The organism is Streptomyces torulosus (genome assembly GCF_001419765.1).
In the GTDB taxonomy this organism is placed as follows: Bacteria; Actinomycetota; Actinomycetes; order Streptomycetales; family Streptomycetaceae; genus Streptomyces; species Streptomyces torulosus.
In genome coordinates, this window is record NZ_LIRK01000443.1 from 1 (window position 1) to 23,053 (window position 23,053).

The following is a 23,053-nucleotide window of genomic DNA, read 5'->3' on the forward strand; positions in this document are numbered from 1 at the left end:
CCTCGGTGACGGCGAGGCCGAGGCGGGCGACCTCGTTGCCCTGGGAGCCGGCGAGGTGGGGGGTGACGAAGGCGTTGGGGAGGTCGAGGAGTGGGGAGTCGGCGGGGAGCGGCTCGGGGTCGGTGACGTCGAGGATCGCGGAGAGGCGGCCGGCGCGCAGTTCGCCGGTGAGGGCGTCGTGGTCGACGAGGGCGCCGCGGGCGGTGTTGATGAGGACGGCCCCGTCGGGCATGAGGGCGAGCTCGCGCCGGCCGAGCAGGCGGTGGGTCTCGGGGGTGTCGGGGGCGTGGACGGTGACGATGTCGCTGGCGCGCAGCAGGTCGTCGAGCGGCAGCAGGGGGACGCCGAGTGCGGCGGCGCCCGCCTCGTCGACGTACGGGTCGGTGAGGCTCACCCGCAGGTCGAAGGGGCGCAGCAGGTCGATGACGCGGCGGCCGATGCGGGAGGCGCCGATGACGCCGACGCGGCGGCCGTGGTTGCCGATGCCGGGGACGAGGCCCCAGCCGGGGTGGTTCCGTTCGGCGCGCAGGCGCTCGCGCCGGCCGAGGACGTCCTTTCCGGCGAGCAGGATCATCGCGAGGGTGTACTCGGCGACGGGCAGGGCGTTGGCGTCGGCGGCCGTGCAGACGGTGATGTCCCGCTCCCAGACGGCCGGGGTGACGAAGCCCTTCACCGAGCCCGCCGCGTGCAGGATCGTGCGCAGCGCGGGCGCCGCGTCGAGGACGGCCGCGTCGATCCGGGGGCAGCCCCAGCCGGTGATCAGCACCTCGGCCCCGGCGAGCACCGGCCGCACGCGGGGGTCGGTGAAGTCCTCGGCGCGCTCGACGACCAGCGCGGGATCGATGTCCACCGCGTCCCGCAGCCGGGACAGCACCTCCGGCGGGAAGATCCGCGGCACGTTCTCGGCGGTCATGGCAAACACGGCGCGTGGACGCTCGGGCAAGAAAGTGGCCTTCCGGTGGGGGCGGTTTGACGGCAGTAACCGTTCTCACACCGTAGGCGGGCGGGCGAGAGGGGGTCAACGGACGGCCCGGACCAGGGAGGATGAGCGCACCTAGGGATCGGGCCCCCGGGCTCGCGGACGGTGGAGGACTTCAGGCATGACGACCGAGACCCTGACCAACTGGGCGCGGAACATCACGTACAGCGCGAAGGAGCTGCACCGGCCGCACTCGGTCGACGCGCTGCGGGCCCTGGTCGCGGGCAGCGAGCGGGTGCGGGTGCTGGGCAGCGGGCACTCGTTCAACGAGATCGCCGAACCCGGCCCGGACGGCGTGCTGCTGTCGCTGTCCGCGCTGCCGCCGGTGATCGAGGTGGACCCGGCGGCCCGTTCGGTACGGGTCGGGGGCGGTGTCCGGTATGCGGAGCTGGCCCGCGCGGTGCACGCCCACGGGCTCGCCCTGCACAACATGGCCTCCCTGCCGCACATCTCCGTGGCGGGGTCGGTGGCCACCGGCACCCATGGCTCGGGGAACGGCAACCGGCCGCTCGCGGCGGCAGTCCGCGGGGTCGAGCTGGTCCTCGCGGACGGCTCCACGCTGACCCTGGGGCGGGGCGACGAGCGTTTCGGCGGGGCGGTGACCTCGCTCGGCGCCCTCGGTGTGGTCACGGCGCTCACCCTCGATCTGGAGCCGGCCTTCGAGGTGAGCCAGACCGTCCACGGCCCGCTCCCCCTGGCCGGGCTGGACCTCGAGGCGGTCTCGGCGGCGGCGTACAGCGTGAGCCTGTTCACCCGGTGGCGGCACTCCGGCTTCGACCAGGTGTGGGTGAAGCGGCGCACCGACCAGCCGTTCCGGGAGTTCCCGTGGGCCGAGCCGGCGGCCGGGCCCGTGCACCCGGTGCCGGGGATGCCCGCGGTGAACTGCACCGAGCAGTTGGGGGTGCCCGGCCCGTGGCACGAGCGGTTGCCGCACTTCAGGGCGGAGTTCACGCCGAGCAGCGGGGAGGAGCTCCAGTCGGAGTATCTGCTGCCGCGCGAGGACGCCGGGGAGGCACTGCGCGCGTTGGACGGGCTGCGGGAGGCGGTGGCGCCCGTGCTCCAGGTGTGCGAGGTCCGTACGGTGGCCGCCGACGAGCAGTGGCTCAGTCCCTCCCACGGCCGGGACACGGTCGCGCTGCACTTCACGTGGATCGCGGACGCGGGGGCCGTCCTGCCGGTGGTGGGGCGGGTGGAGGAGGCGCTGGCGCCGCTGCGGGCCCGGCCGCACTGGGGGAAGGTGTTCACGGTTCCGGCGGCCGCGCTGCGGGAGCTGTACCCCCGCCTGGGTGAGTTCCGGGCGCTGGCCGAGGCGCTGGACCCGGCCGGTACGTTCCGCAACGCCTTCGTCCGGGAGGTGCTCGGCGGCTGAGCGGGACCGGCGGGCGGGTCTCCCACCTGGGGCCCGAGGCGCCCCGTCGCTCTCCGGCCAGGGGGTGGCGGCTGCCGGGAGAACTTTGTAAACCCCCTTTCCTAACCCCTTGTCGAAAGTCCCTCCTAGTCATAGCCTTGCGCCGCGCCGGGGCCGCAGCCTCGCCACGGCCCGGAGGGATCGAGGAGAACATGTCGTCGGTGAAGCGCACGTCTCGCGACATTCGCACCGCGAACCGCTACGAGGTGCTGCGCCAGATCATCGCCGAGTCTCCCACGTCCCGGCAGGAGCTGGCGGCGGCCACCGGACTGAGCCTCGCGACGGTCGCCACGCTGGTCGGGGAGCTGCTGGACCTGCGGCTGATCACCGAGGTCGGCTTCGAGGACTCCGCGGGCGGGCGCCCACGGGGGCTCGTCGCCGTCAACGCCACCGGCGGCGCGCTGATCGGTGTCGACATCGCGGAGACCTACGTCCGGGTCGAGCTGTTCGACCTGGCGCTCAACGTGCTGGCCCGCGCGGACGAGAACATGCGCCCCGGGGAGAGCCGGCCGGAGCAGGTCGTCGGCCATGTCGCGGCGGCCGTGGGCTCGGTGGTCACCCAGGCCGGTGTCGAGGGCGCGCGCGTGCTCGGCGTCGGGGTGAGCGTGCCGGGCCAGGTGGACCGGGAGGGTGGGGTGTCGGAGTACGCCCCGAACTGGGACTGGCACGACGTCCCGCTGCTCGACCTGCTCGCCGAGCACATCGCCTACCCGCTCTACCTGGACAATCCGCTGCGGGCCTGCGCGGTCGCCGAGCTGTGGTTCGGCGCGGCCCGGGGCCGGGGGGACGCCGTCGTGGTGAACCTCGGCACGGGCGTCGGCGCCGGGCTGGTGCTGGGCGGCGGACTGCACCGGGGGGTCAGCAACAGCGCCGGGGAGTGGGGGCACACGACGCTCGTGCTCGACGGGCGGCTGTGCCACTGCGGCAACCACGGCTGCGTGGAGACCTATGTCGGCGCGCCCGGCATCATGCTGCATCTGCGGGAACTCGCCCCGCAGAGCACCCTGCTGCACCCCGAGGACCAGACCGCGACCATCGACGCCCTCGCCCGGGGTGTCGCCGACGGGGACCCCGTCGCGCTCAAGGTCGTCCGGGACACCGCCCGTTACCTCGGTGCCGGTATCGCCGACCTGGTCAACCTGCTCAACCCGGAGGTGGTCGTGCTCAGCAGCTGGGTCGCGGCCGCACTCGGTGAACCGCTCCTCACGGAGGTGCGGGAGGCCGTGGCGCGGCACTCGCTGCGCCGGCCGCTGGACGCCGCCGAGATCGTCCTGTCCCCCATCCCGACCGACCCGGTGTGCCTGGGCGCCGCGACCTTCGCCCTCGAAGGGGCGCTGTCGTCGTTCAGCCAGCGGCCCACCAGACGCGGCGCCCCGGCGAGGAGCCGTACCGCGTCGGCGTCGTGACGGGAACCGGTGCGCGCCGCGCCGACCGGGCATCGGGCCTGGTCGCGGCGGTGGCACCCCACTGAGCAGAGGGCCGCCGGACCCTGACCCGGCGGCCCTCGTACCCGTTCTCAACTCCGCCCCGGAACACCGACGTTCGGACACCCGAACCGAATACAACGCTTCGAACAGACTTCGTTCAACCCCTTGCCGAAGCCTTAGCCGAAGGTTAACGTCCCGCTCCGCAAGCCTCTTTGAGCCACGGGCACTGAGCCGCGGAGCCATGCACCGGCGCAGCGCCGGGAGCCGCACTCGAGACAAGGACGTCAGCATGTCGGCAATGAGCAACAGGAACTTCGACCGCCGCACCGCACTGCGGGCCGCGCTGGGTCTGGCCGCCGCCGGCGGTCTCGCCGCGTGCGGCAGCAACAACGGCCGAGGCGGCGGTTCCGGGTCCGGCAAGGCCCTGACGCAGTACTTCCACGCGTACGGCGAGGCCGGCACCGAGCAGGCCATCAAGCGGTACGCAAAGGACTACAAGGGCGCCAACGTCACCACGCAGTGGATCACCGGCTCCAACTTCGAGAGCAAGCTGTTCGCGTCGCTGCTCACGGACAAGGCCCCCGACTGCTTCGAGTTCCACCCGCAGCTGCAGATGATCGAGAGCGGTCAGGTGGCGGACCTGACCGACCTGATCACCCCGGTCAAGGACGACTTCAACCCGGCCGACATCCAGTCGCACACGGTCGACGGGAAGATCTACGGCATCCGGATGATCGACGACCCGCAGTTCTTCTTCTACCGCAAGTCGATGTTCGAGAAGGCCGGTGTCGAGGTCCCCCAGACGCTGGACGAGCTGATCGAGGCCGCCGCCAAGCTGACCACGGACAAGGTCAAGGGCGCCTACCTCGGCAACACCCTGCACGCGATCATCAACCCGCTGATCTGGTCGGCCGGTGCGCAGCACCTGGACGACAAGAACCAGATCGCCTACCACACGGACGCGGTCGTCGACGGCTTCAAGCAGCTGCGCAAGCTGTTCACCAGCGGTGACCTGCTGCTCGACGCCCCCACCGACTTCTGGGACCCGTCCGCCCTCAACCAGGGTCTGACCGCGATGCAGTGGTGCGGCATGTGGGCGATGCCGCAGATGCAGAAGGCGCTCGGCGACGACCTCGGCATCTTCCCGTTCCCGAAGATCGGCGACGCGGGCAAGCAGTCGGTCTACAACGGTGGTTGGTCGATGTTCGTCAACGCCAAGGGCAAGAACGTCGAGGAGACCAAGGAGTACGTGAAGTGGCTGTGGATCGACCAGAAGGAGCACCAGGAGGACTGGGCGCTCTCCTACGGCTTCCACATCCCGCCGCGTACGTCGATCGCGGAGTCGGCCGACAAGCTGAAGTCGGGGCTGCCCGCTGAGGGCGTGAAGCTCTTCAGCGAGTTCGGTCACTTCGACAACATCGGCTGGACCCAGGCGAGCATCACCGCCCTGGAGGACGTCATGGCCAACTCGGTCCGCAAGGGCGCCGACCCGGACAAGGAGCTCACCAAGGCCGACGCCAAGGTCAACCGTGAGCTGAAGAAGCTGTTCGGATAGGCCTGGGGACAGGTAGTCACGACATGTCGACCATCACCAAGGACGGCGTCTCCAGCCCCGCCCCGGCGAAGGCCTCTCCGGCCAAGCCGCGGCGGGGGCTGCGGGGCTCCCCCACCTTCAACTTCTGGCTCTTCACCGGGCCGTTCCTGATCGGCCTGGCGGTCTTCGTCTACACGCCGATCCTGTGGAGCCTGTGGCTCTCGTTCTTCGAGGCCCGCTTCACGGTCACCCCCGACAAGTTCGTCGGCCTCGACAACTACGTCGTGATGCTGACCGACGAGGACTTCGTGGGGTCCCTGGGCACCTTCACCGTCTTCGCCGCCATCATCGTGCCGCTCACCTGGGCGACCTCGCTCGGGCTCGCGCTGATGGTGAACCGGCTGCGGTTCATGCGGGCGTTCTTTCGCTCGGTGTTCTTCCTGCCGACCGCGGTCAGCTACGTCGCCGCCTCGCTGATCTGGAAGATGTCCATCTTCAACGGTGTCCGCTTCGGTATGGCGAACACCTTTCTGAACATGTTCGGCATCGACAACACCGCGTGGCTCGGGAGTCCCGACCCGCCGTGGTACTGGCTGGTCATCGTGACCGTACGGCTCTGGCTCCAGGCCGGCTTCTACATGATCCTCTTCATCGCGGCCCTGCAGAACATCCCGCAGGAGCTCTACGAGGCCGCCGCGATCGACGGCGCGAAGCCCGGCTGGCAGACGTTCTGGCACATCACCCTGCCCCAGCTGCGGGCCACCTCCACCGCCGTGATCCTGCTGCTCCTCGTGGCCGCGTACCAGGCGTTCGACGAGTTCTTCAACCTGCTGGCGAAGACCACCTGGGGCAGACCGCCGCTGATGGAGCTGTACTACAAGGCCCTCGGCGACAGCCAGGACTACGGCGCGGGCAGCGCGGGCGCGCTGATCCTCACCGTGCTGATCTGCCTCGTCACCCTGCTCCAGGGCAAGATCATGGGATTCGGAAGGGGTGAGGAGTCCAAGTGACCACCACGACGACACCTCCGGCGGAGCGGGTCGAGGCACCGGCCAAGCCGCGCAAGGTCCGCAGCGGCAATGTGATTGGCTCGACCGGTCTCTACGTCGCCACCGGCATCGCCGCGCTCCTCTTCCTCATCCCCTTCTATCTGATCGTCCGCAACGCGCTGATGACGGACCCGGAGATCACGGGCGAGGAGTGGAAGTGGTTCCCCGCCGACATCCAGTGGGGGAACATCAACGAGCCGTTCGACGACCCCTCGGTCGACTTCGCGCGTTCACTGTGGAACTCGGCGGTCGTCGGCATTCTGCACACCGTGGGCACCCTGCTGGTCTGCTCGCTGGCCGGCTACGGTCTCGCCCGCATCCCGTACAAGCACGCCAACAAGGTCTTCTACGTCGTCCTCGGCACCCTGATGGTCCCGACGGCCGTGACGTTCGTGCCCAGCTTCGTGCTGGTGTCCTCCCTCGGCTGGATCGACACCTACCGGGGTCTCATCATTCCGGGGCTCTTCAGTGGTTTCACGTGCTTCCTGTTCCGGCAGTACTTCCTGGGGTTCCCCAAGGAGCTGGAGGAGGCGGCGCGGATGGACGGGCTCGGTTACATGGGCGCGTACTGGCGGGTCGTCGTACCCAACTCGCTGAACTTCTTCGCCGCCATGGCGACGATCACGTTCATCAGCGGGTGGAACTCCTTCCTGTGGCCCCTGGTCATCGGCCAGGACCCGAGCGCGTGGACCGTCCAGGTCGCGCTCTCGAACTACACGACCGGCCAGACCGTGAACTTCCATCTGATCTTCATGGCGACGGCCATTTCCATCCTGCCCCTGGTGTTCGTCTTCCTCTTCCTCCAGCGCTGGCTGGTGCAAGGCATCGCGCAGACCGGCATCAAGGGCTAGGAAACCAGCAAGGAGACCGATGTCTTTCCGCACCACCGGTACCACCGCCTCGTCCGTCGACTACGTCGAGGACGTGTCGCCGGGCAGCGGGGCCCTGCCGCCCCGCGCCTGGTACGCGTCCTCCGACGCCCGTTCCCTGTCCCTCGACGGCGACTGGCACTTCCGGCTGTCGCCGACCGCCGACGCCGGGGACGACTCCTTCGCCGCGGAGGGCTACGACGCCGGGGACTGGGCCCGGGTGTCCGTGCCGGGGCACTGGGCGCTGCAGGGCGACGGGGCCTTCGGGGCGCCGATATACACCAACCACCTGTACCCCTTCCCGGTGGACCCGCCCCGGGTGCCGACGGAGAACCCGACCGGCGACCATCTGCGGTACTTCGACCTGCCCGAGGGGTGGCCGGCGGACGGCGGGGCCGTGCTCCGCTTCGACGGCGTGGAGTCCTGTGCCCGCGTCTGGCTGAACGGCACGGACATCGGTGAGTTCAAGGGCTCGCGGCTCGCCCACGAGTTCGCCGTCGGGCAGCTGCTGAAGCCCACGGGCAACGTCCTCGCGGTGCGGGTCCACCAGTGGTCGGCGGGCTCCTACCTGGAGGACCAGGACCAGTGGTGGCTGCCCGGCATCTTCCGGGAGGTCACCCTGCTGCACCGCCCGGCGGGCGCCGTCCTCGACTTCTTCGTGCACGCCTCCTACGACCACGTCGGCGGCACCGGAACGCTGCGCGTGGACTCCGACGTCGACGGCCGGGTCCTCGTGCCCGGCCTGGACATCGATGTCGCGACGGGCGAGCCGGTGACCGTCCCCGTCGAGCCGTGGACCGCCGAGACCCCTCATCTGTACGACGGTGAACTGGTGACGGAGGGCGAGCGCGTCCCGCTGCGGATCGGTTTCCGCACGGTCGTGCTGGAGGACGGCCTGATCAAGGTCAACGGCCGGCCGATCCTCTTCAAGGGCGTCAACCGCCACGAGTGGCACCCGGAGCGCGGCCGCGCGCTCGACCTGGAGACGATGCGCGCGGACGTGCTGCTGATGAAGCGGCACAACATCAACGCCGTGCGCACCTCGCACTACCCGCCGCACCCCGCCTTCCTCGACCTGTGCGACGAGTACGGGCTGTGGGTCATCGACGAGTGCGACCTGGAGACCCACGGCTTCACCGAGCAGAACTGGCGGGACAACCCCGTCGACGACGACCGCTGGACCCCGGCCCTGCTGGACCGGGCGGCCCGGATGGTCGAGCGCGACAAGAACCACCCGTCGGTCGTGATGTGGTCCCTCGGCAACGAGTGCGGCACCGGACGCGGTCTGACCGCCATGGCCGAGTGGATCCACGGCCGCGACGGCTCCCGCCTGGTGCACTACGAGGGCGACTGGGACTGCCGCGACACCGACGTCTACTCCCGGATGTACGCCGACCACGCCGAGGTCGAGCGCATCGGCAAGGGTCTGGACGGCGGCACCCACAAGCGGCGCGGCCTGCCCTTCATCCAGTGCGAGTACGGCCACGCCATGGGCAACGGCCCCGGCGGCCTCGCCGACTACCAGCGGATCTTCGAGGCGCACGACCGCATCCAGGGCGGCTTCATCTGGGAGTGGATCGACCACGGCGTCAAGCACCCGGAACTGGGCTACGCCTACGGCGGCGACTTCGGCGAGGAGCTGCACGACGGCAACTTCGTCTGCGACGGCCTGGTCTTCCCGGACCGGACGCCCTCCCCGGGCCTGGTCGAGTTCAAGAAGGTGATCGAGCCGGTCCGCATCGACGGCGACGGCGCCGCCGGCACGGTCCGGGTGCGCAACGCGTACGACTTCGCGGACTTGTCGGAGCTGGCCTTCGAGTGGTCGTACCAGGTCGACGGGGAGACGCTGGAGGCGGGCGCCCTGGTCGTGCCCTCCCTGAAGCCCGGCGAGTCGGCCGAGGTGAAGCTGCCGCAGCCGCCGTCCGGCGGGCCGGCGGGCGAGGCGCTGTGGACCGTACGGGCGCTGCTGGCCGAGGACACCGCGTGGGGCAGGAAGGACCACCAGGTGGCGTGGGCGCAACTGCCGGTCGTGGAGCGCCCGTCGCCGGTCGTGGCCCCCGGCGACGGTCCCACGGCGAGCGAGAAGCTGATGTACCTCGGCCCGGCCTCCTTCGACGCCCGCACCGGCGCGCTGAAGACCATCGGCGGCGTCGACGTGACCGGGCTGCGCCTGGACATCTGGCGGGCGCCGACCGACAACGACGCCGGGGCGGACTGGCAGCCGGATCCGCAGTACGGCCTGCTCTGGCGCAAGTTCGGCCTCCACCGCATGCGCCACCGGCTGGACGCCGTCGAGCTGGGCGAGGACGCGCTGACGGTACGGACCCGGGTGGCGCCGGCGGCGTGGGAGATCGGGCTGCGCACGACCTACCGCTGGACGTCGGACGGGACGCGGCTGAAGCTGACCGTGTCGGTGGACCCGGAGGGCGACTGGACGGTCCCGCTCCCCCGCCTCGGCATCCGCTTCGGGCTGTCCTCGGCGGACGCCGTGAAGTGGTACGGCGGCGGCCCCGGCGAGGGCTACCCCGACACCAAGTCGGCGTCCATGCTGGGTCGTTGGCACTCCTCGGTCGACGGGTTGCAGACCCCGTACCTGCGCCCCCAGGAGAACGGGGCCCGCCCCGACGTCCGCTGGGCGGAGCTGGGCGGTCTGCGGATCGACGGCCACCCGGAGTTCTGGTTCACCGCGCGGCGCTGGACGAGCGAGCAGCTCGACGCCGCCGAGCACCTGACCGACCTCCGGGCCGGTGACACGGTGTGGGTCAACCTGGACCACGGCCAGATGGGCATCGGCTCGCAGTCGTGCGGGCCGGGCGCGCTGCCGCAGTACCACCTGCGGGCGGAGCCGACGGAGTTCTCGTTCGTGTTCTCCGAGGCCCGCTGAGCGGGAGCTGCCCCCTGAACGGTGAGGGCGGCCGGGCTTCACGGCCCGGCCGCCCTCACGCGTGTCCGCCGGCCTGTCTCAGTGGTCCGCGCAGCACGGTGTCGGTTCGGGGACCTCGAAGGGGACGAGGGTGCCGCCGACGGCGGGCATGGCGGTGAGGATCAGCTCGCCGCCCTGCCAGTGCGGGCGCACGTGGTCCTGTGTCATCAGCGGTGTGGCCGGGTCCGGTTCGCCGGGCCCGCCGAGCACGGTCACCCGGGTGATCGCGGAGCGGTCCAGCACGTCCGCGACGGTCAGGGTGCCGGTCAGTTCCGTGACACCGGGATAGAGCACGGCACGGCCCATGGCGTCCGGGATGCCGGGCGTCACCTCGTGATCGCGGGCCGCCAGCCGCTCCCGGACGGTGCTCAGGAGCGGCTGGGACGGCATCGCGAGGGACAGCGCGACCCTCGGCCGGCCGTCGCGGACCAGGTGCGTGCAGCCGAACGTGCCCTCGGGAAGGGCGAGTTCGGCGGCCAGCGCATGGAGCAGACGGTCGGCGGTGCGCAGGTCCCGGACCCCGGCGTCCACGGTGAGGGCGTACGGCGTCACGAGGGCAGCACCCACACCGGGTTGGAGTAGAACCACAGGTCGCGCCACGGGTCGGCGTCACCGACGACGTCGATGGCGGGGCCCGCCGGGTCGACCGCCGTGCCCATCGCGCCGACGGCCGAGCGGTTGCCGTCGCTGCCGCGCAGCCGGACGTAGAGCGGGCGGTCGACGCGGCCGAGGTGATAGGTGAACCGGACGGTGCCGGTGGACCTGTTCACCTCGTAGGACTTGACGACCTTCGCGGTCGGCGCGGTGAAGGTGTCCTTGTCCGCGGGTGCTCCCGTCACATCGCCCTGGATGACGTCGACGCGCGCCAGCTTGGGCACGAAACCGGCCCAGTTGGGGCCGCCGGCGAGCGCCACGTCGACGGTCAGCGTGACCTTGGTGCCCTTCTTGACGTGCAGGGCGCCGCCGAGGGTGGCCCAGCGGCTGCCGCCGGACACCCGGATGTCGAGGCCGCTGACGAGCTGTCCGTGGTCCACCCAGACGCGGCCCGCGCGGATGCCGTCCATGACGGCGGCGTAGGAGAAGCCGGCGGCTCCGACGTGGGTGCGGCTGTACTGGCCGGGCCAGTAGTCGCCCTCCGTCAGGTCGATCTTCCCGCCGTAGACGGGGTCGGTGTGCCTGCCGTTGGCGGTGAAGTCGCTGTCCGGGCCGCCGCGTACGGCGGTGTCGGTGTAGACGTTGTGGGAGTCGGAGTTGGCGGTGATCCACCACGGCTTGCCCTCGGCGAGCAGGCTGTCCCACAGGCCGCCGACGGTGGAGGTCATCCAGTCGAAGCCGCCCCAGGTCCGGTAGGACTCCGGGGGGTAGCCGGGGAAGGAGTTGGCGCCGGGGCTGTTGTCGTAGATGCCGCGGGCGCGGCCCATGCCGAGGGGTGCGGCGATACCTCCGGCCTGGTGGCCGGGGGCGCCCTCCATGCCGACGGCGATCCGGTGGCGGGGGCTGGTGGCGTCCCGCCAGGCGCGCAGTTCGTGCGGCGAGTCGATGCCCTTGCGCGCGGGGTGGTTGGCGAGCATGAGCACGTCCTTGACCTTGCGGCGGCGGACCTGCTCGGCGAGGAAGTTCAGCCCGGCGATGGCGAGCGCCTCGTTGGCGGGCGTCGAGTCGGTCGCGCCCTTCACGCCGCCGTCGTAGTCGGTCTCGAACTGCTTGAGGACGGCGACCTCGTTCTTGCCGGGGTGCACGAAGACGGTGCCGTGCTCGGCGGCCGGGATGTTCCACTCCAGGCCCTGGAAGACGAGGGTGTCCCCGTACGCGGCCCGGGCCTGACGGATGTCCGGGTTGACCTTCTCGACACCGATCTTGGCGTGGGTGGCGTTGCCGTGGTCGGTGATGACCAGCCAGTCCAGGCCGTGCCGGGCGCCCTGGCGGACCTGGTCGACGACGCGGTACTTGCCGTCGTTGCTGTACTGGGTGTGGATGTGGTGGTCGCCGGACAGCCACAGGAAACCGCCGCGCTTGCGGCTGCCGGTGGCGGCGGCGTACGCGGGGGTGGCCGCCGCCGGGGCGAGGACGCTCGCGGCGGTCAGGCCCGCGCCCAGCAGACCGGCGCGGCGCAGCAGGGTGCGGCGCGACTGCTGCTCGGGGGTCAGCGCCTCGTCGGGCACGGCGGTGTCGAAGGCGGCGGGGAGGCCGTCCGCCGCCAGGTGTTCGTGATCGTGGTCGTGTCCGTGGTGGTGATGACCGTGCGTGTGCCCGTGCCCCATGTGACGCCTCCTGGATGCCGCTGCCTTCCGCGGCTGCCCTCCGCGACGCGAGTGCGCCGCCCGTGGAGGATCGAGGCGAAACATGAACGTTGAACGAGTTCCGGGTGACCACAGAGCGCCATGGACGCGTCAAATCGCCACGCCTCTCACTGTTTCCTCAACTGCCCTTGCCCATCACACTGTTGGACACAGAATCTGAGCACCGCTCACCTTTCCCGCCCCCCTCCCGGAGTACCCGCATGAGACGACTCCTCGGCACCCTCGCTGCCGCCGCCCTGGCCGTCACGGGCCTCGCCACCACCGGCGCGGCGCCCGCGACGGCCGCCGCCTCCGGCACCTTCAACGTGCTGACGTACAACGTCGCGGGCCTCCCGGAGGGGCTGAGTTCCGGCAGTCCGAAGACCAACACCCCCCTGATCTCGCCCCGCCTCGGCGCGTACGACCTCGTCAACGTCCAGGAGGACTTCAACTACCACGCCGCGCTGTACGCGGGCGACGGCCACCCGCACCGCACGGCGACCAGCGGCGGGGTGCCCTTCGGGGACGGCCTCAACACCCTCTCGGACCTGCCCTTCGAGGACTTCGAGCGGGTGAAGTGGAACAAGTGCACCGGCACCAACTGCCTGACCCCGAAGGGCTTCTCGCTGGCCCGGGTGCGGCTCGCCGAGGGCGTCTTCGTCGACCTCTACAACGTGCACACCAACGCCGACTCCGACGACGCGGCCCTGGCCGCCCGCCGGGCGAACATCACCCAGCTCTCCGACTTCATCAAGGCCAACTCGGCGGGCAACGCGGTGATCGTCATGGGCGACACCAACACCCGCTACACGCGCGCGGGCGACAACATCCGCACGCTCGTGTCGGAGAACGGCCTGCGCGACCCGTGGGTGGACCTCGTCAAGGGCGGCAGGCCGCCGGCCCAGGGCGGTGACGCGCTGGTCTGCGCCACCACGGCCCCGGCCCAGGACTGCGAGGTCGTCGACAAGGTCCTCTACCGGGGCAGCCCCCTGGTGGACCTGACCGCCACGCGCTACCACAACGAGTGGGCCAAGTTCCTCGACGCGGGCGGGAAGAACCTCTCCGACCACTTCCCGCACACCGTCGACTTCTCCTGGAGCGTCAACCCCCGGTTCGGGGCGAGCGACTTCTTCGGCGGCCCGCACGGCACGGCGTTCAGCGACGCCGGCGACCTCCCCTCGGCGGTCTCGCCCCGCACGCTCACGCTGCGCGGCGCGTCCCGCCTCGACGGGGTGTCGCTCACGCACGACGGCGGTACGACGCTCACCCACGGCGGCACCGGTGGCACGGCCGTCTCGCTGACCCTGGCGCCCGGCGAGCACCTCACGTCCGTGAAGCTCACCCAGGGCAAGAAGGACGGCCGCACCCGGATCTTCTCCGCCGCCTTCACCACCGACCAGGGCCGCACCCTCGCCTCCGGCACGCCCACCGCCGACACCCGGACCTTCACCGCCCCCGCCGGCCGGCAGATCGTCGGCTTCACCGGCCGCGCGGGCACCGAGATCGACAAACTGGGCGTCCTGTACGCGCCCCTCCGCTGACCCGGGGGGCCGCGACCAGGAGCGCCGGGAGGGGAGGGCGTCCGCCTCACCCAGGGCCCTAGGCTGTTCTCACACATCCCAGGCGCGCGGAACACGAGGTGGTCGCCCTTGCCCAGAACCGGTCTCACGGCCGAGCGGGTCGTCGCGGCGGCGGCCGACCTCGCGGACGAGGTCGGGTTCGAGAACGTGACGCTGTCGGCGCTCGCTCGGCGGTTCGGGGTGAAGGACGCGAGCCTGTACTCGCATGTCAGGAACCTCCAGGACCTGCGGACCCGGGTCGCGTTCCTGGCCGGCGGCGAGATGATCGAGCGGATCGCGGACGCGGTGGCCGGGCGGGCCGGCAAGGACGCGCTGGCCGCGTTCGCGGGGGCCTACCGGGCGTACGCCCTGGAGCGGCCCGGCCGGTACGCGGCCACCCAGGCCCGCATCGACCAGGACCTGGTGGCCGCCTCGCCCGCCTTCCGCCGCACCGCCGAGATCACCTACGGCATGCTCCGCGCCTACGGCCTGGAGGAGCCCGATCTCACCGACGCCGTACGCCTGCTGCGCAGCACCTTCCACGGCTACTGCGCCCTGGAGGCGGACGGCGGTTTCGGCGCGGCACGCGACGTACGGACCTCCTGGGACCGGGCGATCGAGGCCCTGCACATCGCCCTGGAGAACTGGCCCCGGGAAACGGCCGTGACGGGGCCCGTGCCGCCGTCGTGATGTCGGCAACCTTCCGCGCCGCGGCGGACCTCACCGTCACGAGCACGACCGTGAGCCTGCCCGTGGGTGCACAAGGACGGCTCGCGACGAGCTCGAAGCCCGGTGGTGGAAGCCGTAGGTCCCGGCGGCGGACGGCGACCCGCCGGTCACCCCGGCCGCGCCGCACGGCCATCCCCGCCGTGCCGCACGGATGACCGCCGCGGGTTACCGCCGCACGCGACCGATGAGTTCCGGGCGTGGAGGCGGTCTGCCCTGTATGACCCGCATCATCGCTGACATCTCGGTCTCCCTCGACGGGTTCGTCACCGGACCCGACCCCGGCCCGGACAACGGGCTGGGCACCGGCGGCGAGGCTCTGCACACCTGGGCGTTCTCCGACGACCCGGAGGACCGCCGGATCCTGCGCGAGGCGACGGCCCGCTCCGGCGCCGTCGTCCTCGGCCGGCGTCTCTTCGACGTGGTCGACGGACCGTACGGCTGGGACGACGAGACCGGCTACGGCGCGGGCGAGGTGGGAAAACCCGCGTTCGTGGTCGTGACCAGCTCACCGCCGGACGCCGTCCGGCTCACCGGCCTCGACTGGACCTTCGTCACCACCGGCATGGCCGACGCCGTCGCCACCGCGCGCGAGCGCGCCGAGGCGGCGTCGGCCGCCGGCGGCAAGGACCTCGACGTGGTCGTGATGGGCGGCGGCACCACCGTCGGCTCGGCCCTCGACGCCGGCCTCCTCGACGCCCTCACACTCCACCTCGCCCCCGTGGTCCTGGGCACCGGCACGCCCCTCTTCACCGGCAGGACACCCCGCGCCCTCGTACGACACGAAGCGACCATCACCTCGACCGCGACCCATCTGACCTACGACATCGTCTGAACGCCCGCACCCGTACCGGCATCCCGCGCGCGGCCCGACGGTCGCTCACGTGGCGGCGGGCACGTAAGGTGCCGCCGCCAGTCGGGCCATCGCGCGCAGCCTCGCGAAGTACGCGGCGCAGTACTCCTCGTCGATCAGCGGCACGATCTTGTCGAGGTCGGCGGCGCGCGCCCAGAGGGCGGCGATGTCACCGTCGTCGAGCCCGCAGCCGTCCAGTTCCGTCCGCACCAGGCCCGCGACATCGGAATCCACGAGGACCAGGTCCAGGCCCGCGACGTCCGCGCCGCGCCGGCCGGCCGGGAACGGTGCGCGCAGGTGCTCCTCCCACAGCCGGGCGAGTCGCTCGTCGGACCGGGGGCACGGCCGGGGTCGGCCGGTTCTCTCCTGTCGTACCTCGCGCACCTTGTTCTCCTCGTCGTGCCCGGCCTCCGCCGTGGCCCTGACCGCCCCGGTTCCTTCCCCGGCGCGGGTGGAACCGCTCCCGGACAGGGAGACGGCCACGGCCGACGTCACGTTGCGCGGGGCACGCCGACCGGCTCCAGGTCCTCGGAGACAACCGCGCCGTCCAGCAGGTGGGCCCGGGCCTCCGGGCCGCCGGTCCAGCGCACGTGGAGTTCGCCCTGGTCGGTCAGGCGCACGGACACCGTGTCCTCCAGCGGGGCCGGGGCCGGATCGGCCGTCAGACGGGCCAGGGCCACGAAGAGTGTGGTGTCGTCGGCGGTCTCGCCGGTGAGGGCCTGCCCGGTCGGCGCGCCGTCGCCGTCCTCGGCGTCCATGAGGCCGAGGGCCGGTCGGAGGTCGGTGCGGACGCCCTCGGTCGGCGCCCAGCCGGTCACGCGGACCGGTGTCCCGGGTGCCGCCCCCGACACCAGGTGGGCCCTCACCTCCACCGCCCCGCGGGCGAGGACGAGGCTCGTCACCCGCGCTCCCCCGGCCGCCGTGTGGCGGGACGCCGCCCAGCCCTCGCCCACGCCGAGCGGTTCGATGTCGGTCCGGCTCGCGTCGCCGTCGACGATCACACTGTTGTCGTACGTCGCCGGGGGCTCCGCCAAGGGCACGGGCGCCGTCACCGTGGAGTACGCGAGTCGCGTGTAGTAGGGGTCGTAGCGGACGTCCTCGCTGCCGTGGTTGTGGAGGCGGACCAGGCCGTCCGAACGGGTGGACTGGAGCAGCCAGTTGGGCGGGCCGAGGGGCCGCATTTCGTCGGCGCGTTCCACCGGCGCGGCCTCCTCGGTGGCCGTCCACACCGGGTGGTCCGGCGGCAGCAGCAGACCGAGGAAACCCTTGCTCGCCCAGTACGGGGAGGCGGGGCCCGAGTAGCCCTGGAGCACGGCCGGGTCGGGGCCGTGCCAGCCCAGCGACAGCAGGCCCCGGTCGTCGACGGCGCCCCGGTCGAGGAAGTACTTCAGGGCGCCGGACGCCAGCCGGCGTGTCTCGCCCGGCCCGAGCGGTGTCCGGCCGCTCAGCGCGCCGAGCCAGAGCGGGACCGTGGTGGCGAAGCGGTACGTCAGGGAGCGGCCCTGGTGCAGCGGGGCGCCGTCGCCGCCGAACAGGCGGGCGTAGTCGGCGAGATGGGTCGCCAGACGGCCGCCGTAGAGGTCCAGCAGGCGGGTGTCGTCGGCGAGCCAGGCGTGCAGCACCGGGTAGAGGTGCATCGCCCAGCCGTTGTAGTAGTCGAACTTGCGGCCGTCGCCGTCGGTGTACCAGCCGTCGCCGAGGTACCACTGCTCGATACGGTCGAGCCGCTCCTCGATCACCCGGCGGGACCTCTCCGGTTCATGGCCGATCTCCACGAGGAACCCGCCGACGGTCACCGGGAACAACTCCCAGTTGCACGGCCAGGGTTCGGCGGTGAGCGCGTCGCCGAGCCAGGCCGCCGCGCGCTGGCGCACCCCGTCGTCGAGGCGGTCCCACAGCAGCGGCCGCGTCAGGCGGAGCGCGAGGGCGATGGACGCCGCCTCCACGAGCGGCTGGCCGCGGTCCTCGATCCGCGGCCACATCCCCGAGACACCGGCCGCGAGTCCGTCGGCGTAGCGGGCGAGGGCCTTCTCGTCCTTGCGGAACGCGGCGAGGAGCAGGGTACGGGCGTAGCCCTCCAGGCCGTCCGAGAGGTGCCCCGACCAGCTCGTGCGGTCGCCGGGCAGGTCGTACAGAGCGCCGTCGGCGGTCGCGTACGGCTCGACGGCGGCCAGCAGGGCGTCTGCGGCGGCCTCCCAGTGGGCGCGGGTGTAGCCGGTGTACGGGCTGAGGCTGCGGTCCTCGTCGGGCTGGGAGGGCATGGGCGCACGCTTCCTGGGTCGTCGCTGTCGGTTGGAACCTGGGGCGCCCCGGTTCCGGTCGGGGCGCCCCAGGGGCTCATCCCACCCTGGTCCGCCCGACGGGCACCAGCCCCTGGGCGACGAGTTCGTCGCGGACGAGGCCGGCGTACACGGTCGCGCCGTGGACGGAGGTGTGGGTGTTGTCGCGCTTCTCGTTGTAGAGGTAGAGCGCCTTGGAGGCTTCGGGGCCCAGGGACTCGACGAGGGCCTTCGTCCTCGCGGTGAGGTCGATCAGGGGCACGCCGTGGGCGGCGGCGACGGAGCGGGTGACCGCCGGGTGGTCGACGCCGAGGCCGTTGACGAGGAGGGCCGTGTTGTTGTTGAGGGTGCCGTCCGCGCTGAACCAGCGGCGCACGATCGGGGTGACCAGGACCGGCCGGCCGCCCTTGTCGCGGACGCCCGCGACCAGGGTCTCCAGGTTGGCGCGGTAGGTGGCCTCGTCGGTCTGCTTGTCGTTGTGGGCCAGCTGGATCAGCACCAGGTCGCCCCGGCGGATCCGCGGCTGGACGGTGGCCCACAGCCGGGAGTCGGCGAGGTAGGACACCGTGCTCTCGCCGGAGTCGGCGTGGTTGGCGACCGAGAGGCCCTTGCGGAGGTACCGCGGGAGCTGCTGGCCCCAGCCGGCGTAAGGGTCGCCGGGCTGGTCGCAGACCGTGGAGTCGCCGACGAGGAAGATCTGCCGGGTCATGGGGGTCCCCCCTGCTCGAGCGGAGCCGAGAGCTCGGGGGAGGGCGGGGGTCACGCGGATGTCGGCCAGCGCGGGGGCCGAGCCGCCGATGACGAGGTCGAGGCCGGGGGTGCCGTCGGGGCCGGTGGGTTCGCCCTCGGGGGTGCGGACGTTCACGGTGAAGCTGCGGAAGACCGGCTCGCCGGCGGCGGTCGCCGTCTCGGGCAGGAGGGCGCGGCGTGTCTCGCCGGTGATGCTCGTGCTCGCGGCGCTGTCGCCGCCGAGTCGGACGGTCACGTCGTAGGTGCCGGCGGGGACGTCGAAGTGGCAGGCGTTCGCGGCGCAGTTCTCCGGGCCCAGGGCAGGTCGGCCGTGGTGCGCCTGGGCCGGTGCGGCCGACAGGACGGTGCCCAGGGTCGCCGCCGTCAGCGCGGCGACGGTGAAACGTCTCATTGCGGCTCCTCGGGAGGGATGACAAGACCCGGCGGCTGGACCGTACCCCGTTTGGCAAGCGCTTTCTAGATGTCGGTCCACTTTCACAAGATTGCCAACTTCCTTGTGCCGAAAGCCCTTTCGCGAAATCGATTCAACTGTCACTCTTCCGAATCACCCGCACTCCCCCCACCCTCCTGAGGAGGCCCCCCATGTCCCAGGCCACCGACCAAGAGGCCCTCGGCCGCCGCGGCTTCGTCATCGGCGCGGCGGCGACCGCGGCCGGCGCGGCACTCGCCGGGCCGCTCGCCGGTACCGCCCGCGCCGCCGCGTTCGGCTGGAGCGACGACGGCACCCACTACGTCGTCGACACCGGCGCGAACCTCGTGTTCAAGGTCAGAAAGAGCAACGGCGATCTGGCCTCGCTCGTCCACCGGGGCACGGAGTACCAGGGCTACGGCGGCATGAACTCGCACATCGAGTCCGGCCTCGGCAGCTCCACCGTGACGATCCGCCAGTCCGGCTCCACGATCCTGGTCTCCGTCGCCTACGGCACGCTGCGGCACTACTACGCGGCCCGCAGCGGCGAGAACAACATCTACGTGTGGACCAACAAGGCCGACACCTCGGTCTCGGCGACCCGCTTCATCCTGCGCGTCAGGGCGGGCCTGTTCCTCAACGACGCGCCCGACTCCTACACGTACGCGCCCACCACCATCGAGGCCTCGGACGTGTTCAGGAAGTCCGACGGCCAGACCCGCTCGAAGCACTTCTCCAAGCTGCGGGTCATGGACTACGACTACGTCGGCTGGTCGGCGAACGGCGTCGGCCTGTGGATCGTGCGCTCCAACCACGAGAAGGCCTCCGGCGGCCCGTTCTACCGCTCGCTGCTGCGTCACCAGAGCGCGGACGGCGGCGGCCTGTACGAGATCCTCTACTACGGGCAGAACCAGACCGAGGAGCAGCGGTTCGGGCTCCAGGGCCCGTACGTCATCGCGTTCACCGACGGCGGGGCGCCCTCCTCGTCGCTGTTCCCGGGCACCCTGACCACCCCGTGGGCGGACGCGCTCGGCATCGCCGGGTACGTCGGCGCGGGCGGCCGGGGCCGGGTGGCGGGCGTCGGCATCACCGGGCGCGACGCGGCGTACCCGTACACCGTGGGGCTCGCCAACTCGGCGGCACAGTACTGGGGTTCGGCTCGGTCGTCGGACGGCTTCTTCTCCCTGTCCGGGGTGCTTCCGGGGATGTACACCCTGACGGTCTTCAAGGGCGAGCTGGCGGTGTACACCACCTCCGTGTCCGTCACGGCGGGCGGGACGACGACGCTCAACTCGATCGCGATCCCGTCGTCGAACGACCCGTCCAGGGCGACCGCGATCTGGCGGATCAACGACTGGAACGGCACGCCCGGCGGCTTCAAGAACGCCGACCTGATGACGTACGCGCATCCCTCGGACGTCCGGGCCGCCTCCTGGACGGGCAATGTCGTCATCGGCAGCGGCACCGAGACGTCGGCCTTCCCCTGCTATCTGTGGAAGGACGTCAACAGCGGCATCCTCGTGTACTTCAGACTGACCGCCGCGCAGGCCGCCGCCGCCCACACCCTGCGCATCGGGGTGACGACGGCCTACGCCAATGGCCGGCCGCAGGTCGTCGTCAACGACAGATGGACGTCGGCGATCCCCTCCCCGCCCACCCAGCCGAACACGCGGTCCCTGACCAACGGGTCCTACCGGGGCAACAACCACACGTTCACCTACAGCGTCCCGGCGTCCGCCTGGCTGACGGACACGAGTCAGTACAACGGCTTGAGGATCAACGTGGTGAGCGGGTCGGGGACGACCTCCTATCTGAGTGCCGGGACGGCGATCGACGCGATCGACCTGCTGAGCTGACGCCCGGTCATGTGCCGCGTGTCCACTGCTGGTTCGTGCCGCCGTTGCACGTGTACGTGATGATCGCGGCCGAGTCGGCGGTGGACCCGCCGTTCACGTCCAGGCACTCACCGGTCGCGCGGGACTTGACGTTGACGTAGGAGCCGGTGGTGGTCAGGGACCACTGCTGGTTGTTCGCCGAGGAGTTGCAGTTCTCCTGGGTGACGGTGTTCGCGTTCTCCTGCACGCACAGGGAGCTGTGGCGGGTCACCAGCTGGTAGTAGCCGCCGCCGACGGACTTGAACCAGTACTTCTGGTTGGTGCCGCCGTTGCAGGCGTACTGCTTGAGCTGGGCGCCCGCCCACAGCGACTGGCTCGTCACGTCGGCGCACTTGGCGGAGTGCCGCGCGACCAGCGTGTTGTAGGTGGCACTGGTGCCGCTGACCGTGCCGGCGGCCGTGTCGACGGTGATCTCCGGCGACCAGGACATGGACATCGTGGTCGAGGTCGGGAAGGTCAGCGGCAGCCACACATAGCGGGAGTCGTTGACCGTGCCGCCGAAGGAGTTGCCCCAGCGGTCGCCCATGTAGAGGTACGAGGTGGTCGACGTGCCCTGCACGGGCAGGACGTACGCGGTCTGCGAGCCGAACGTCGTCGAGTCGCCGATGTTCGCCATGGCCGTCCACGGTCCGGCGATGTTGGTGGCGGTGGCGTACTGCTGCTGGTTGGGGTTCCAGCCGGTGGCCCCCGAGGTCAGCATGAAGTACACGCCGCCCCGCTTGAACAGGGCCGGGGCCTCGCGGTGGCCGCCGTGCCAGGGGTCGGCGACGAGGGCGGCGATCTGTGTGTAGTCGGCGGTGAGCCGGTAGATCTGGAGGTCGTAGTTCTCGCGGGCCGCCGAGATCATGTAGCCGGTGCCGTCGGTGTCCACGAAGGTGGTGATGTCACGGGACATGTGCTGACCGAGCGGACGGAAGCTGCCCCGCCAGCTGTAGTTGCCGTCGACGGTGTCGGAGACGGCGACGGCGGCACGGGCCTCGCTGTAGTCGACGCCGTTCTCCTTGTGCATCCACATCACGAACTTGCCGGTGGACGCGTTGTAGATCACCTTCGGCCGCTCGATGTTGGCGGTCGCCAGCTCCGGGTCGGTGGCCTGGGTGAGGACGTTGTTGCGGAACTCCCAGTTCTTCAGGTCCGTCGAGCGGTACGCCGACACGTACTTGAAGGTGTTGTCGGGGTTCCGGTGCTCCCCGAACCAGTAGTAGTACGAGCCGACCTTGAGGACCCCGCCGCCGTGCGCGTGCACGGGGTTGCCGCCGCTGTCGGTGAACTGGACGCCGTTGGGGACGGTCTGGGGTGCCGCCTGGGCCGGGCCCGCGGTGACCAGGGCGCCGGCCAGCGCGAGACAGAGCGCGAGGAGGATCGCGTACGCACGTCTCATCTCAGCTCTCCTTCCAGGAACTCGGGGTGGGGGTGTCGGCGACGGGGACGCCGAAGTCGGGGGTGCCGTCGGGCTTCCAGCCGAGGCGCTGCACACGGGTGTGGCGGTTGGGGTCGTTCAGGGGGTCGCCGACGATGTCCTTGTACTGGCGGGCGTGGTAGACGAGGACGTCGGTGCGGCCGTCCTCGGCGACGGTGAAGCTGTTGTGGCCCGGCCCGTACTGCTGGGTGGTGTCGTTGCTGGTGAAGACCGGCGTCTGCGACTTCGACCAGTTCGCGGGGTTCATCAGGTCGGCGTCCTCGTCGACCGTCAGCAGGCCCATGCAGTAGTTGAAGTCGGTGGCGCTCGCCGAGTACGACATGAACAGGCGGCCGTTGCGCCGGATGACCGACGGGCCCTCGTTGACCTTGAAGCCGATGACCTCCCAGGGCAGCTCCGGGGTGGAGAGCCGGACCTGCGGCCCGGTCAGCGTCAGCGGGTCGGCCATCCTCGACAGCCAGAGCGCGGTGTTGTTGTCCATGCCGGGCTCGTGCTGCGCCCAGGCCAGATAGCGGGTGCCGCGGTGGGTGAAGGTGGTGGCGTCGAGGGAGAAGGTCTCCCAGGCGGTCTTCAGCTGGCCGCGCTCGACCCAGGTGCCCTTGAACGGATCACGGTGCGCGTTCTCGAGGACCCAGATCCGGATGGCCCAGATGTCCTCGGCGGGCGCGGAGGCGAAGTAGATGTACCACTTGCC

18 protein-coding genes are annotated in these 23,053 nt (G+C 71.2%); 10 read left to right on the top strand and 8 right to left on the bottom strand.

Annotated elements, in window-relative coordinates:
• On the bottom strand, window positions 1-943 hold a 943-nt coding region (locus AOK23_RS28510), incomplete at its 3' end, for a hydroxyacid dehydrogenase (protein ID WP_055715506.1).
• A 157-nt stretch (window positions 944-1,100) separates the two neighbouring features.
• Between AOK23_RS28510 and AOK23_RS28515 the strand changes: the two genes are divergently transcribed.
• The 6 genes from AOK23_RS28515 to AOK23_RS28540 all read left to right on the top strand — a co-directional run bounded on the left by AOK23_RS28515 (window position 1,101) and on the right by AOK23_RS28540 (window position 10,150).
• Window positions 1,101-2,348, top strand: a complete 1,248-nt coding sequence (locus AOK23_RS28515) for an FAD-binding protein (RefSeq protein ID WP_055715490.1) — start codon at window positions 1,101-1,103, stop codon at window positions 2,346-2,348.
• Window positions 2,349-2,539: 191 nt separating this feature from the next.
• On the top strand, window positions 2,540-3,793 hold the full coding sequence (locus AOK23_RS28520; protein WP_206336313.1) for an ROK family transcriptional regulator: 1,254 nt from the start codon (window positions 2,540-2,542) through the stop codon (window positions 3,791-3,793).
• 310 nt (window positions 3,794-4,103) lie between these two features.
• Window positions 4,104-5,369 (top strand): ABC transporter substrate-binding protein, encoded by a 1,266-nt coding sequence (locus AOK23_RS28525; protein WP_063791417.1) that lies wholly within the window; start codon window positions 4,104-4,106, stop codon window positions 5,367-5,369.
• 23 nt (window positions 5,370-5,392) lie between these two features.
• Window positions 5,393-6,358 (top strand): carbohydrate ABC transporter permease, encoded by a 966-nt coding sequence (locus AOK23_RS28530; protein WP_055715492.1) that lies wholly within the window; start codon window positions 5,393-5,395, stop codon window positions 6,356-6,358.
• Window positions 6,355-7,248, top strand: coding sequence for a carbohydrate ABC transporter permease (locus tag AOK23_RS28535; protein ID WP_055715493.1), 894 nt, complete (start codon window positions 6,355-6,357; stop codon window positions 7,246-7,248). Before AOK23_RS28530 ends, AOK23_RS28535 begins: the two co-directional genes overlap by 4 nt.
• 19 nt (window positions 7,249-7,267) lie before the next feature.
• Window positions 7,268-10,150: a glycoside hydrolase family 2 TIM barrel-domain containing protein gene (locus AOK23_RS28540; protein WP_055715494.1), complete on the top strand. Its 2,883-nt coding sequence runs from the start codon at window positions 7,268-7,270 to the stop codon at window positions 10,148-10,150.
• A gap of 78 nt (window positions 10,151-10,228) precedes the next feature.
• On the opposite strand, the gene AOK23_RS28545 is transcribed toward AOK23_RS28540, so the two are convergent.
• Window positions 10,229-10,741: a hypothetical protein gene (locus AOK23_RS28545; protein WP_055715495.1), complete on the bottom strand. Its 513-nt coding sequence runs from the start codon at window positions 10,739-10,741 to the stop codon at window positions 10,229-10,231.
• A complete protein-coding gene (locus AOK23_RS28550; RefSeq protein WP_055715496.1) occupies window positions 10,738-12,450 on the bottom strand; it encodes a PHP domain-containing protein in 1,713 nt (570 codons plus the stop codon). Before AOK23_RS28550 ends, AOK23_RS28545 begins: the two co-directional genes overlap by 4 nt.
• Before the next feature lie 239 nt (window positions 12,451-12,689).
• Here AOK23_RS28550 and AOK23_RS28555 point away from each other — a divergent pair, with 239 nt between their 5' ends.
• From AOK23_RS28555 to AOK23_RS28565, 3 genes are all read left to right on the top strand, one after another.
• Complete coding sequence (locus AOK23_RS28555; RefSeq protein ID WP_055715497.1) at window positions 12,690-14,009, top strand: jacalin-like lectin; 1,320 nt, start codon at window positions 12,690-12,692, stop codon at window positions 14,007-14,009.
• Window positions 14,010-14,117: 108 nt separating this feature from the next.
• Window positions 14,118-14,717, top strand: a complete 600-nt coding sequence (locus AOK23_RS28560; protein ID WP_055715498.1) for a TetR-like C-terminal domain-containing protein — start codon at window positions 14,118-14,120, stop codon at window positions 14,715-14,717.
• Between the two features lie 256 nt (window positions 14,718-14,973).
• Window positions 14,974-15,588 (top strand): dihydrofolate reductase family protein, encoded by a 615-nt coding sequence (locus tag AOK23_RS28565; RefSeq protein ID WP_055715499.1) that lies wholly within the window; start codon window positions 14,974-14,976, stop codon window positions 15,586-15,588.
• A gap of 45 nt (window positions 15,589-15,633) precedes the next feature.
• On the opposite strand, the gene AOK23_RS45690 is transcribed toward AOK23_RS28565, so the two are convergent.
• The 3 genes from AOK23_RS45690 to AOK23_RS28580 all read right to left on the bottom strand — a co-directional run bounded on the left by AOK23_RS45690 (window position 15,634) and on the right by AOK23_RS28580 (window position 19,026).
• On the bottom strand, window positions 15,634-16,101 hold the full coding sequence (locus AOK23_RS45690; RefSeq protein WP_055715500.1) for a hypothetical protein: 468 nt from the start codon (window positions 16,099-16,101) through the stop codon (window positions 15,634-15,636).
• Entirely contained in the window at window positions 16,098-17,867 is a 1,770-nt protein-coding gene (locus AOK23_RS28575) for a DUF2264 domain-containing protein (protein WP_055715501.1), read from the bottom strand. The genes AOK23_RS45690 and AOK23_RS28575 overlap by 4 nt, the downstream gene beginning before the upstream one ends.
• Window positions 17,868-17,943: 76 nt before the next feature.
• Complete coding sequence (locus tag AOK23_RS28580; protein ID WP_055715502.1) at window positions 17,944-19,026, bottom strand: rhamnogalacturonan acetylesterase; 1,083 nt, start codon at window positions 19,024-19,026, stop codon at window positions 17,944-17,946.
• A 191-nt stretch (window positions 19,027-19,217) separates the two neighbouring features.
• Here AOK23_RS28580 and AOK23_RS28585 point away from each other — a divergent pair, with 191 nt between their 5' ends.
• Complete coding sequence (locus AOK23_RS28585) at window positions 19,218-20,900, top strand: rhamnogalacturonan lyase B N-terminal domain-containing protein (protein ID WP_055715503.1); 1,683 nt, start codon at window positions 19,218-19,220, stop codon at window positions 20,898-20,900.
• 7 nt (window positions 20,901-20,907) lie between these two features.
• Here the strand turns inward: AOK23_RS28585 and AOK23_RS28590 are convergent, their stop codons facing one another.
• Together AOK23_RS28590 and AOK23_RS28595 are read right to left on the bottom strand one after the other, a co-directional pair.
• A complete protein-coding gene (locus tag AOK23_RS28590) occupies window positions 20,908-22,320 on the bottom strand; it encodes an RICIN domain-containing protein (protein ID WP_055715504.1) in 1,413 nt (470 codons plus the stop codon).
• 1 nt (window position 22,321) lies between these two features.
• On the bottom strand, window positions 22,322-23,053 hold a 732-nt coding region (locus AOK23_RS28595; protein WP_055715505.1), incomplete at its 5' end, for a glycoside hydrolase family 43 protein.

Excerpts from the sequence above, each read along its gene's own strand:
- AOK23_RS28525 (WP_063791417.1), top strand. The coding sequence starts at position 4,104 with ATGTCGGCAATGAGCAACAGGAACTTCGACCGCCGCACCGCACTGCGG.
- AOK23_RS28530 (WP_055715492.1), top strand. The coding sequence starts at position 5,393 with ATGTCGACCATCACCAAGGACGGCGTCTCCAGCCCCGCCCCGGCGAAG.
- AOK23_RS28575 (WP_055715501.1), bottom strand. The coding sequence starts at position 17,867 with ATGCCCTCCCAGCCCGACGAGGACCGCAGCCTCAGCCCGTACACCGGC.
- AOK23_RS28580 (WP_055715502.1), bottom strand. The coding sequence starts at position 19,026 with ATGAGACGTTTCACCGTCGCCGCGCTGACGGCGGCGACCCTGGGCACC.
- AOK23_RS28555 (WP_055715497.1), top strand. The coding sequence starts at position 12,690 with ATGAGACGACTCCTCGGCACCCTCGCTGCCGCCGCCCTGGCCGTCACG.
- AOK23_RS28550 (WP_055715496.1), bottom strand. The coding sequence starts at position 12,450 with ATGGGGCACGGGCACACGCACGGTCATCACCACCACGGACACGACCAC.
- AOK23_RS28540 (WP_055715494.1), top strand. The coding sequence starts at position 7,268 with ATGTCTTTCCGCACCACCGGTACCACCGCCTCGTCCGTCGACTACGTC.
- AOK23_RS28515 (WP_055715490.1), top strand. The coding sequence starts at position 1,101 with ATGACGACCGAGACCCTGACCAACTGGGCGCGGAACATCACGTACAGC.
- AOK23_RS28565 (WP_055715499.1), top strand. The coding sequence starts at position 14,974 with ATGACCCGCATCATCGCTGACATCTCGGTCTCCCTCGACGGGTTCGTC.
- AOK23_RS28590 (WP_055715504.1), bottom strand. The coding sequence starts at position 22,320 with ATGAGACGTGCGTACGCGATCCTCCTCGCGCTCTGTCTCGCGCTGGCC.
- AOK23_RS28585 (WP_055715503.1), top strand. The coding sequence starts at position 19,218 with ATGTCCCAGGCCACCGACCAAGAGGCCCTCGGCCGCCGCGGCTTCGTC.
- AOK23_RS28520 (WP_206336313.1), top strand. The coding sequence starts at position 2,540 with ATGTCGTCGGTGAAGCGCACGTCTCGCGACATTCGCACCGCGAACCGC.